General features: G+C 65.5%; 7 protein-coding genes. 2 read left to right on the forward strand and 5 right to left on the reverse strand.

All coding sequences use genetic code 11. The annotated features are described in order from the left end of the window. Window positions 1-171: 171 nt before the first annotated feature. Complete coding sequence (locus tag B4383_RS04280; RefSeq protein ID WP_078288943.1) at window positions 172-741, reverse strand: hypothetical protein; 570 nt, start codon at window positions 739-741, stop codon at window positions 172-174. Window positions 742-813: 72 nt separating this feature from the next. Further along, window positions 814-1,050, reverse strand: a complete 237-nt coding sequence (locus tag B4383_RS04285) for a DUF3618 domain-containing protein (protein ID WP_078289077.1) — start codon at window positions 1,048-1,050, stop codon at window positions 814-816. Window positions 1,051-1,133: 83 nt separating this feature from the next. Between B4383_RS04285 and bcp the strand changes: the two genes are divergently transcribed. Continuing rightward, the gene (bcp, locus tag B4383_RS04290) at window positions 1,134-1,607 is read left to right on the forward strand and encodes a thioredoxin-dependent thiol peroxidase (RefSeq protein WP_078288946.1); all 474 of its coding nucleotides are present in this window, start codon (window positions 1,134-1,136) and stop codon (window positions 1,605-1,607) included. A gap of 121 nt (window positions 1,608-1,728) precedes the next feature. Then, window positions 1,729-1,998: a hypothetical protein gene (locus tag B4383_RS26155; protein ID WP_139360526.1), complete on the forward strand. Its 270-nt coding sequence runs from the start codon at window positions 1,729-1,731 to the stop codon at window positions 1,996-1,998. Between the two features lie 28 nt (window positions 1,999-2,026). On the opposite strand, the gene B4383_RS26570 is transcribed toward B4383_RS26155, so the two are convergent. The 3 genes from B4383_RS26570 to B4383_RS04300 form a co-directional block, all read right to left on the reverse strand. Next, window positions 2,027-2,194 (reverse strand): hypothetical protein, encoded by a 168-nt coding sequence (locus tag B4383_RS26570; protein ID WP_176126625.1) that lies wholly within the window; start codon window positions 2,192-2,194, stop codon window positions 2,027-2,029. 493 nt (window positions 2,195-2,687) lie between these two features. After that, entirely contained in the window at window positions 2,688-3,080 is a 393-nt protein-coding gene (locus B4383_RS04295) for a holo-ACP synthase (protein WP_078288949.1), read from the reverse strand. Then, entirely contained in the window at window positions 3,077-12,331 is a 9,255-nt protein-coding gene (locus tag B4383_RS04300; protein WP_078288952.1) for a type I polyketide synthase, read from the reverse strand. The genes B4383_RS04295 and B4383_RS04300 overlap by 4 nt, the downstream gene beginning before the upstream one ends. Between the last annotated feature and the right edge of the window lie 145 nt (window positions 12,332-12,476).

Below are 12,476 nucleotides of genomic sequence, written 5' to 3' on the forward strand. Positions count from 1 at the left end.
AAGCACAGCCGGATCGGCAGGTTCATGACGACGATCGCGGGATTGGCCCGAAGAATCGGGGTAGCTGCCCACCTGACCGCCACAAGGCCAACGCGAGGCTTCCCATCGCCCACCAGATCGCGATCGATGCGTGCAGCTGTACCCACAGCGGAGAGAGGGCCAGTCGGACCGTCATGCGGGTTTGCCCTTTACCGGCTGGTCGGCAGCCGTCAGGAGCTGTAGTCGCGCCTTCACAATCCGCGGAAGGCGAAATTCCTGTACGGCTTCGCATACCCAGAACGCAGCTAGCGCGAGCCACGCCACGGAGACGTTCGGAGCACTCCCGTCCCAATTCATCGCCCGCGCGTTGAATGCGCAGGCGCCAATCAACAGGACAGACATTCCAATACCGAGGCGTCTCCCAGGCAGCGCCCGGTTCAGGTATCGCTGTGCGACCGCGATAGCCGCCGATCGCAAAATTCGATCCTCCGGCACTCGCCCGCGTGTGATCGCCCGATACACATCGCGGTATCGATCTGCCCGGATATCCGGCATGAGTTGCCGATAGGACCGAACGTGAAAGCCCCACGCCCAACCGCCGACCAGTCCGAGCACGGTGCACGTGAGAAGCACGGCAACCTGGGTATCTAAGCCATCCCACTGCACCCCGGCGACAATCAAGAACGCAGCAAGCAGCCACCCACATATCACCCAGACCAGATACCGAACGCAGACGGGTTCAAACAGCAAGCGCAGCTCCACTTGCTCAATGTAGCTAACTGCAGGTTATCGCGACATAGGGAGTCGCCATCATACCTATCAGCGCAGGCTAGATCAGTCGCGACGGAACTTACGCAGAACCTTGCGCGCCACCAGTGCCGCAACCACGGCGCCGACGCCGAGAATGGTGAATTTGATGGCCGGCTTGTTCAGCGTCGCTAGCACCGACGCCTTGGCGTCCTCGGCCAGGCGCTGCGGATTGGCGCGGTCGCTCAGGGTGTCGACTGTTGCCGCGAGCTGGTCGCGGGCCTTGTCGATATCGGCCTTGATTGCCTCGGGATCCCTGGCCACCTGCACTCCTCCACGTCCGCGCTTGACACTCAAGCAACTACCCTAGGGCAACAACTGTACGGGTCAACAGAAAGGCACCGGTCATGGCGGAAACCAAGCGGCTCGAAGTTGGCGATAAGGCCCCGGCGTTCACCCTGCTCGACGCAGACGGCGAGAAGGTGTCGCTGTCGTCCTATAAGGGTCGCAAGGTGATCATCTACTTCTATCCGGCCGCCATGACGCCCGGCTGCACCAAACAGGCCTGCGACTTCCGCGACAGCCTCGCCGAGCTCAACGGCGCGGGCCTCGACGTCATCGGCATCTCGCCCGACAAGCCCGAGAAGCTGGCGAAGTTCCGGCAGCGCGACGGCGTGAACTTCCCGCTGCTGTCCGACCCCGATAAGACGACGCTGACCGCGTATGGCGCCTTCGGCGAGAAGAAGCTGTACGGAAAGGTCGTCGAGGGCGTCATCCGATCGACCTTCGTCGTGGACGAGAAGGGCACGATTGAGGTGGCGCAGTACAACGTGAAGGCCACCGGACACGTCGCCAAGCTGCGCCGCGACATCTCTGTCTAAGCGACAACAAAGATCAAGAAGATCCTGGAGCAAGTAGCCACTGGCAGCTAGAGACGCGAGGCGTCGGTCGATCCAGACATATGCAAAGCAGGCAGCGGTGGCCCATGCCAGGATCGACGATATGACATTTCAGGTGAAACTTGCCGACGGAACATCGTCGTCGTATCCCGATTCAGCAAGCTACAGATTCAGGCCAGACGGGATTCTGCAGATATGGGATCAGCAGAAGTATCGGTACATCGCGCCAACAAAATGGGTCGAAGTAGCTCAAACCAGCGAACATCACTCGGAAGGGGCCTCACGCAGACGCGACGTGTGGAGCGGCGGCGGTGGGCAGGTCTACATCGGCTCGTCCTATAGAGAGGAAGACGACCCTGATCTGCAAAAATAGGTATGGCAAACGCTGGGACTTACGACGCTTACAGAGGTACCTGTAACTCGTCGATCAAGTTCTGAAGTTGGAAAATGACCTGGTTGTACGTGTCATCGAAACGCTGCAGATTCCACTCCGGCAGATTCATCCTGTCCATCTGGATCTGCCCGAGCATCTCGTCGTACTTACTTGCCAATTCCGCCGGAGTCGCCATGTCTGCCATTGTCCAGCAATCAACGCGGCCGCGCGCCGTAATCCGATAGATCTGCTACAGCGCGAGACCAACCAGCCGACGCACCAACGGAGTCGAAGTCGCATACAAGCTTCTACAACGTGAAGGCTGCACATACGACAACTTGGATCGCCAAACTGCGCCGTGACCTGAGCATCTAGCGACGTCCACTCATTCCCGCTACGGGATCAGCTCCCTAGCGATGACCGCGGATCCGCAATTCCCCTTGCATGTGCGACTCGATCTTCCGGCCGAGCGCACGATCATCCTCGATGGTGTGCACCGACTGCTCAAGGCAACGCTCCTCGGGCGGCAAGCAGTTGATATCCGGTCTAGTGACGGACCAGGATCTCAACGCCATAGCGGTCTCTGAATAGACCGTCGAGCGCGAGCGTGGCGCGGGAACAACGCCGAATCTCCGCGTCAGACTCGCACTCGATGCTGGTCCTGCTCCCACTCGAGGTTACGAAGGCGGCTAGGCTTCCTGCTCCAGCACGACGAACGCCGCTGCGGTGTCACCGTCATGGGTCAGGGTCACGTGCATCGTCATATCTGCCAGATACTCGGCAATCGCCCCGGAGAGCCGAATGCGCGGCCGGCCCCAGGTGTCCGTGACGACCTCGATGTCGCGATGGATGTTCTCCGGCAACACCGGCCGCTGCGAGTAGCGCGAACCCGACCACGCCTTGATGACGGCCTCCTTGGCCGCCCAGCGGGCCGCCAGGTACCGCGCCTCACCACCGGTCTTCGAGGCCGCGTCACGCCGCTCCCCCGGCGTAAACGCGGACCCGAAAGCCGTTCCGGGACTCGCTAGTTGCTCTCCGAACTCGGAGATGGTGACTAGGTCAATCCCGATACCGACAATCACCGGTGGTAGACCTCGTCCTCACTCAGGCGCGCACCCGGATCCAGCAGCATCGAAGCTTCCTGACGCTTCTCCGACTCGTCATGGTCGTGGTCGAAGCGACGTCCGTCCGGCCGCTCGTACATCGGGCGACCGCCGGCCATGGCCGAGGCCAGGCGACGTTGTCCGGACAGAACGCGCTCACGCGAACGCTTCTCGTAGTCGTCACGATCCTCGGGACGCAGCGAGGCGATGAACGCCTGCGGGTGCACGAGTGCCACCAGACCCGACACGTGACCGAAGCCGAGGCTCGTCACCAGGCCCGCCTTCAGCGGCAGCTTCTCCTTGAGCGGCAGCGACTCTCGCACCCACACGAAGTGCCGGCTGGTGGCCAGCTCGTCATCAACACAGTCCAGGCTGCGGTTCGGCGGAATGACGCCGTCGCGCAGCACCTGGCACAGGCCCAGCATCTGGAACACCGCAGCACCGCCCTTGGCGTGGCCGGTCAGGTTCTTCTGCGAGATGACGAACAGCGGCGCACCATCCGAGCGCCCCAGGGAGGACGCGAGCCGCTCATGCAGCTCGGTCTCGTTGGGATCGTTGGCGAGCGTGGACGTGTCGTGCTTGGAGATGACGGCGATGTCATCGGCTGTAACGCCCAGCTTGTTGAGCGAGCGTGCCAGATCCGAATCCTTGCCGCCACGTCCGGCCGCCAGCGCACCCAGGCCCGGGGCCGGGATCGAGGTGTGCACGCCGTCACCGAACGACTGCGCGTACGCGACCACCGCGAGCACCGGCAGACCCATCTTGAGCGCCAGGTCACCGCGCGCCAGCAGCACGCTGCCACCACCCTGGGCCTCGACGAAGCCAAGGCGACGACGGTCGTTGGCACGCGAGAATCGCTTATCCGCAATGCCCTTGGCCCGCATCATCTCCGTGTCGGCGGTCGCCGCCATGTCACCGAAGCCGATGATGGCCTCCAGCGTCAGGTCGTCGAATCCACCGGCCAATGCCAGATGCGCCTTGCCGAGGCGGATCTTGTCGACACCTTCTTCGACGGAGACCGCCGCGGTGGCGCATGCCGCCACCGGGTGGATCATCGAGCCGTACGAGCCGACATACGACTGAACCACGTGCGCGGCAACGACATTCGGCAGCACTTCCTGCAGGATATCGTTCGGCTTGTTACGGCCCAACAGGTTTCCGTGGTACATGGTCTGCATCGAGGTCATGCCGCCCATGCCGGTGCCCTGAGTGTTGGCCACCTGGCTCGGGTGCACCCAGCGCATCAGCTCGGTGGGGGTGAAGCCCGCCGACAGGAACGCATCCACCGTCGCGACCATGTTCCACAGCGCCACCCGGTCGATGGAGCTGACCATGTCCGGGGTGATGCCCCAGACGGTGGGATCGAAACCGGTCGGGATCTGTGCACCCACGGTCCGCGACAGCTTGGTCTTGCGCGGCACGCGAACCTCGGTGCCCGACTTGCGAGTCACCTGCCAGTCGCTGCCCTCGACCACCGGCTGGATCACCGTGTGCTCGGGGTCCCACTTCACGAACTCACGAGCCTCGGCCTCTGTCGACACCGTGAAGGTGAAGTCCTTGTCCAGGAACACCGACACCAGCAGCGGCGAGGCGTGATCGGGGTCGATCGCACCGTCGTCGACGAACTCGCGGACACCGATGTTGCCGACCACCTTGTCGTGGTACCGCTCCACCAACTCCGATTCCGGCACCAGCTCACCGGATTCGGTGTCGTACCAGCCGGCCTCGGGGTCGTTCTCCCACTTGACCAGTCCGGTGGTCCACGCGAGCTCCAGCACTCCGGCCGCCGACAGTTCGTCGTCGACCTCCATCTCGTAGCGGGTACGTGAGGAGCCCAGCGGGCCCAGCTCGCCACCGCCGACGATGACCACTAGGTCTGCCGGGTCGACGTCGAGGTCGGCCCATTCCGGGGGCAGCGTCGAGGTGTATCCGCGTGGCGGAGACGGCAGTGCCGCAATGAGGTTCGGGTCGTCCTCCTCATCGGAGATGGCGGCGGCTTCAGCCTTGGCCTTGGCCTCCATGTCCTCGCGGGCCTTGGCGGCCAGCTCCGCCATGTCGAGTTCGACCTCGGCCAGCCCACCGGTGAGGTCCTTCTCGACCGGTGCCTGCGCGGCCTGCACGCGCGCTTCGGGCGAGCACAGCGCCAACAGCATGGACGCCATGTCCGCGGTGGAGTACGTGGTGACTCCCGCTTCTTCGACAGCGGTGACGATGGCGTCGTTGTGACCCATCAGGCCGGTGCCACGGGTCCAGCCGATCAGCGCGTGCGCCAGGCTGACGCGCGATGCCCACGACGACTCCGCCTTCCAGCGCGTGACCAGTGCATCGAGAGCCGCCTTGGACTCGCCGTACGCACCGTCGCCACCGAACATGCCGCGGTTCGGTGAACCGGGCAGCACCACGTGCAGACGCGAGGCGATATCGCGCTCTGCGCCGATGGCCGACAGACCACCGATGAGCCGTTGCACGGCCCACAACAACACCTTCATCTCCATCTCGGCACGCGAACCGGCCTCCGACAGATCCCCGACCACCTTCGGTGCGGCGAACGGGAACAGCAGTGTCGGGGTCTGTGCGTCCTTGAGGTGGATCGACATCGGCCCAAGGCTTTCCGACTGCTCGGTGCCCACCCACTGCACCAGTGCGTCGATATCGGCGTACGAGGCCATGTTGGCCGGCACCACCCACAGCTTGGCACCGAAGCGTGCGCTCTCGCGGTACAGGTTGCGGTAGAACGCCAACCGGTCCTCGTCAAGACGCGAGGTGGTGGCGACCACCGTTGCACCACCGGACAGCAGCTCGGCGACCACCGCCGCGGCGATCGAGCCCTTGGAAGCACCCGTCACCACCGCTACCTCGTCGCCCCACGTGCCCTGCTCGGGGCTCTCAGCGCCGGCGGCGATCCGGCCGAAGAGCGAGGCATGCACATTGCGGCCCTGCGCCAACGACTTGCCCTGCCACCAATTGGCCTGCGTGGCAACGGCATGACCGGCGCCCTCGAACTGGCCTGCCAACTGTGCCCATTGGCTGTCGATCTCGTCTTCCTCGGTGATCCACAACCGCGCCAGATCCTCGCGAGCGCTGGCCCAGCGGTCGTCGAAGACCACTGCCTTCTTGCCGTCGAATGTCGGCGCCACCAAACGCGGCCAGTCCGAACCCAATTCGGCGGAAACCAACTCGACGAGCTCGGTGTCGGCAGCACCGTCCGGGGTGACGATCGGGGCCGACAGACCCAGCTGGTCGAGCACCAGACGCGCGGCCGAGGCGAGCACACCATCACGCCCAGTGATCTGGTCGGTGAACTCGCTCAGTGCGGCGGCGTCGACAGTCGCGCCGCCGGCACCACCCGCCGAGGGCAGAGACACGCCGACACCACGACGCCCCGCCACCGCAGCGACGGCCGCGTCGATCGCCGCGTCGACGGCATTACCGTCGGCCAACGTGCTGGGCGCCAAACCACCGAGATCGCCGCCACGGACGCTGATGCCCTCACGGGTGCCCAGCGACAGCTCGACGGTGACGTGCTTGACCCAGCCCGGACCGAGTTCCCAGGTCTTGGTGACCCGCTCGCCGATGGCGGCCGGACGCTTACCCGACGGCCCGAAGACCGTCTTGAGCTGATCGTTGATCGAGTCCGAAAGCACCGGACCGAAGGGCTTGTAGGTACGCGCCAACTTGGTGACCTGCGTCCGCAATCCGGACAGATCCGCCTCTGCGGCACCGTCAATGGCGCTCAGGTTGAGCTCGGAGCCCAGGTCGACCAGCAGCTGGTTGCGACGCGAGGACGCACCGTCGGTGAGGCTCTCGATGGAGTCCACCGGCTCGATCTGGTCGATGCGCATCTTCGTCGAGAGCGCGATCAGCGCGAGCGTCGCATCGGAGGCATCGAACCCGATGTCGTCCGGCCGCGGGCCGCCGCTGGGCACTGCAGGGGCGGCAGCGGGAGCCGGAGCAGCCTCGGCGGAACCGGAGGCGGCCGCAGTGCTTTCCACGGGCTCCTCGAGCTCAGGCTCGGGCTCAGGATCGCTGTCCGTCCCGAACAGCACCGCGTGGTCGCGCTCGACGTTGAGCACCTCGATCGAGCTGTGACTGTATTCGGGCAGCTTCAGGGTGTTGTTGGCCAGACCGGCGACGGTCGGCATCGACTTCACACCCACCTCGACGAACCGCTCCACGCCGAGGCCGCCGGCAGCCTCCTCGGTGAACAGCAGGTCCTGGGTCTCGATCCACCGCACCGGGCTGGCGAACTGCCAGGCAAGCAGCTCGATAAGAACCTTGCGGCACAACAACACCGGCTTCTCGTTGCGCCAGGTGTCGTAATCGGCGAGCACCTCGTCGAGCGGTTCGGCGGGAACCAGATCGCGGATCTCCTGGATGAATTCACGATCCAGGGTGAACGGCTTGGGCACCAGGTTCGGGATGTACTTGCCGATGATCAGGTTCGGATCACCGTCCATGGGCAGCACCCGCTCCAGGGACCGGCGGAACTCGGCAACGCCGACCCGCAGCACCTCGGAGTGGAACGGCACATCAATGCCCGGCACCATGATGAAGGAGCGACGGCCACCGAACTCTTCGCGACGCTTCTCGACCTCGGCCTCCAACAGCTCCAGGCCACGCACCGTTCCGGCGATGGCGTACTGCGAGCCCCGCAGGTTGAAGTTCACGATCTGAAGAAACTCACCACTGCGTTCTGCGATCCCCGCGACAAACGCCTGAACGTCGGCGTCCTCCAGACCGATCTGCGACGGGCGGATCGCGGCCAGGCGGTAGTTGCTGCGGCCCTGCTCATCGCGCGGCACGATGTCGTGCATCGCCGACCCACGGTGGAACACCACCTCGAGCAGACCATCCTGCGGGATGACGCCACTGACCGTGGCCAGCGCGGTGTACTCGCCAACGGAGTGACCACAGGTGATGGCGTCCTCGACGAACGAACCGGATTCCTTCATCTCGGCGATCTGCGCGGTGGCCAACGTAGCCATGGCCACCTGGGTGAACTGCGTCAGGTACAGCACGCCCTCGGGGTGCTGGTAGTGGACACCACCGGCGATGAGGCTTGTCGGGTTGTCCTTGACCACGTGCAGCACGGAAAAGCCGAGACGCTCACGGGTGAACTTGTCGGCCTTGTCCCAGACCTTGCGAGCGGCCTTGGAGCGTGAACGCACGTCCATGCCCATGCCCTTGTGCTGGATGCCCTGCCCCGGGAAGGCGTACACGGTCTTGGGGGCCGCGAGCCGGGCGGTCGCCGACATCACGAGGTCGGTACCGACCTTGGCCTGAACCTCCACAACCTCTGCGCCGGAATCGATTCCGACACGGTCCACCCGCACGTCGACCTCATCGCCCGGCTGCACCATGCCCAGGAATCGAGAGGTCCAGCCGACCAGTGTGCGCGGCGGAGTGCTGGAAGCGTCGGCGGAGGTCACCACGTGCTGCGCGGCGGCCGAAAGCCACATGCCGTGCACGATGGGCGATCCCAGCCCGGCCAGCAGCGCTGCCGACTTGTCGGTGTGGATCGGGTTGTGATCACCCGAGACCACCGCGAACGCCCGCATGTCGGTCGGCGCGAAGATCTTGGCATCACGGCGGCGACGACGAGTGGTGTCCTCTTCGTGCTCGGAAAGCGCACCACCGGCACGCACCGGGTCGGTGAGTTCGGCTGCCCCGTTTCGGCCCAGAATCGCAAACCGCTCCTGCAGCGTGGCCAGCACCGTGCCGTCGGCCGCCGCCACCGTGACCTCGACCGGAACAACGCGGCCGACCTCGGTATCGGTGGCCGTGGAAGCCGTTGCAGTGACGGTAAGTTCGGCGGCCTCTGCGGGAAGGGCCGAGATCAGGTGCGCAGCGTGATCCAGGTGCACCAGCGAGAGCAGACCCTCAATGACGCCCGTGCCGTCCTCAGTCTTGGCATCACCGATGGCGGCGAACACGGCGGGCCAGCACAGGCCGACCAGCGCGTCCGGCACGATCGACGATCCGGGCGCCAGCGGCGACGGCAGCACGGCGGTGACGCCGGTGTGGTCGGCGACACGTTCCGGATCCCACTGCGCGACAACACGTGCCGCGCCATTCTGGACAGCCGGAAGGCCTGCCTGATCCTCCGCGCCGGCGGCTACCGCGAGCACGGTCCGCATGGCGGCGGCCGCGGCCTCGGTGGTCACCACCGGGGTACCACCGTCGCGAGTCGTGACAGGCAAAGTCAGGTCGATATCGATCCAGATACCCGACAGCGGCACGCTCAGACGCACCGAGTCGTCGCCGGTGACCTCGAGACGTGCACCGGTCGACGGATGCGAGGCGGTGCGGTCCTCGAAGACCTGCCAGGCGCCATCGGGAGCGATCCGGTGTACCGGGTTGACGGCAATGCGTCCGGACCACAGCACATCTGGCGCGTCCAGCACGCTGGCCAACGGACCCTCGACATCCCAGCGGCGGCGCAGACGCGAACGCACCGGCAACGGCTCCGCACCGGTGGCGACAACCTCGTCGATAGCGGTCTGCTCGAACCGGTTGAGCAGGTCGCCCACCGGCTCGTCGACCCGGGTGATCCCGGCGACCGCGGCGGTGCCGGGGATGATGCATACCTGCTCGGCGGTGTAGCGCGCGTCGTGGGCCTGCCACAGCGAGTCGCTGCGCCACCAGCGGCGCACATCTTTGTCGATGACGGGCACGAAATTGACGGGCTTACCCAGCGTCTTGCACAGCGCGACGAAGAAGGGCACGTCGGCCGGGTGCAGCTTGATGGCCTCGGCATCGGGGTAGCGCTGCAGCAGTGCCGCGATGGCATCGGCCGGGCGTTCCACCAGCGTCTCGTCGGCGAACAGCGTCTCGACAGGACCGGACTCCTTGGGATGCAACCGAGCCTCGGCGCGCTTGAGCATCTGCTCGAATCGATCGCGCCAGGTGATATCCAGCCACGGCGAGTGCGCCACTGCGGTATCGGCGGTGCTGTCACCGTCACCGATGGACAGCTCCACGTAGCGATTCAGCCACTGCGCGTATGTCATTTCGGCGACATCACCGAAGTACTGCTTGGCGGTCAGCTCCATCGCGGCGATGATCTCGTCGCGGCGCTTGGACACCGCATCCTCATCACCGGCGACATCATCAAGCAAACGACCGCAGCGGGAGGCCGCGTTGTCGATCTCGTGAATGTCCGCACCCAGCTGGCTACGCCCGGAAGCCATGCCGCCCTGGGCTTTTCCGGCGGGAACCCATTCAGGAGTGCCTTGGGTCTCGACCAGCATCTGCTTGACCGACGGCGAGGTGGTGGCCTCCAGTGTGGCCATGGCCGCAGTGCCGACCAGGATGCCGTCGACCGGCATCAGCGGGAATCCGAACTTCAATGCCCAACGGCCGCTGAGGTATTCGGCAGCCTGCTCGGGCGTGCCAATGCCGCCGCCGACACATACGGTGATGTTGGAGCGCGAACGCAGCTCCGAGTAGGTGGCCAGCAGCAGGTCGTCGAGGTCCTCCCAGGAGTGGTGTCCACCGGCGCGGCCACCCTCGACGTGCATGATGATCGGACGGGTCGGGACCTCGGCGGCGATGCGCACGACGGAGCGGATCTGCTCGACCGTGCCCGGCTTGAACACGATATGGCTGAAGCCGATCTCGGTGAGCTCGTCGATGAGCGCGACGGCCTCTTCCAGCTCGGGAATACCGGCGGTCACGACGACACCGTCAATAGGCGCACCGGCCTGACGGGCCTTCTGTACCAAACGCTTCGAGCCAACCTGCAGCTTCCACAGGTAGGGATCCAGGAACAAAGAGTTGAACTGGATCTGACGCCCCGGCTCCAGGAGACCGGCGAGCTCTTCTATGCGGGCATTGAAGATCTCTTCGGTGACCTGCCCGCCGCCGGCGAGCTCGGACCAGTGGCCCGCGTTGGCCGCGGCCGCAACGATTTTCGAATCGACGGTGGTCGGGGTCATGCCCGCGAGCAGAATCGGTGAACGTCCGGTGAGGCGGGTGAACTTGGTGGACAGCTTCACCGAACCGTCGGGCAGCGACACCACGGTGGGCGCGAAGCTGGTCCAGGCGCGGGCCACCTCGGGAACCGCACCGTGCGTAAACAGGTTTCGCTGTCCCCCGCGGGTGGCGGTGGGCACGATGCCGATCCCCAGGCCACGGATGACCGGGGCGGTCAGGCGAGTCAGGAGATCGCCGGGACCCAGGTCCAGGATCCAGCGCGCGCCGGCGTCAGCGACATGGTTCACCTCGTTCACCCAATCGACCGGGGTGACGAGGATGGACTCGGTCAGGGCCTTGGTCAGTTCGACGTCGAGCCCTGCGGCCGCCGCCCAGCGACCGGCGATCTCCACGCCGTCGGCCAGGCGTGGAGTATGGAAGCCGACCTCCACATTGACCGGGTCGAAGACCGGGCTGAAGACCGCGCCTCCGCGCACCTTGTCCTTGCGCTCGGCGGCCTCGCGGTCGGCGATCTGTTCGCAGTACAACTCGAAACGCGACAGCTGCTCGGGAGTGCCGGTGATGACGACGGAGCGGCGCCCGTTACGAATGGACAGCGCGGGCGGCTGAACGGTACGGACGTCCTGGGCAAACTCGTCAAGAAGCGCCTTGATGCGTTCGGGGTCGACATTGGTCACCGACACCATGGGTGTGCGGTTGCCGCGCACCACGATGCCGCGGCGGCGCGCGACCAGGGTGGCAGCGGCACCTACCAGCTGAGCGATGGCCAGCAGCTCGACATCGCGCGCACCATGGCCCTTGAGCGCCTCGACGGCCAGCACACCCTGCGAGTGCCCGATGACGGCGACCGGTGGCAGCTGCGCCACATCGAGGCCCTGGATCTTCAGCGCACGGACCGCGGCCAGCTGCGCCAGTAGTACACCGGGCATGGACACCGCGGCCGAGGTCAGCTGCGCGGCGGCGGGTACGGGCTCCTCAGCGGTCAGCGCACGCACCCAGGTGAGCGGGGTGAAACCGACCGGACGCACGACCACGAGTTCCTTGGCGACAGGCTCCAGCCGCAGCTCGGCCTCACCGGCGAGGGTGGCCAGCTCCGATTCGATACCGGCCGAAGCCGCCAGTTCTGCGAGTGATTCCAGCCAGTCGCTGCCTTGACCTCCGAAGGCCACTGCGTAGGGCTCACCGGACTCCAGACGGTCGATCAGCGCTGGGCCCGCACTGGGGCCCGGATCGACCGCGCCGTTTGCGTCGGGATCCTCAGCGCTGGTCACCTTGTCGTATTCGTTGATCGTCACGTCGCCGCTACCCGTCTTTCCGTCAGTCGTGAATCCAGCCGCACCCGTGTCGTCGTCCTTGTCGATCGGGGGCGTTGAGGCACGTGCATCCGCACCATCACCGCAGGTCTGGACTTAAGAGTGTCATAAGAGGGGTGACGATTTC

The organism is Mycobacterium sp. D16R24 (assembly GCF_002013385.1).
Classification (GTDB): domain Bacteria; phylum Actinomycetota; class Actinomycetes; order Mycobacteriales; family Mycobacteriaceae; genus Mycobacterium.

Bases quoted from the DNA above. Each gene is read 5' to 3' on its own strand.
- bcp (WP_078288946.1), top strand. From the start codon at position 1,134: ATGGCGGAAACCAAGCGGCTCGAAGTTGGCGATAAGGCCCCGGCGTTC.
- B4383_RS26155 (WP_139360526.1), top strand. From the start codon at position 1,729: ATGACATTTCAGGTGAAACTTGCCGACGGAACATCGTCGTCGTATCCC.
- B4383_RS26570 (WP_176126625.1), bottom strand. From the start codon at position 2,194: ATGGCGACTCCGGCGGAATTGGCAAGTAAGTACGACGAGATGCTCGGG.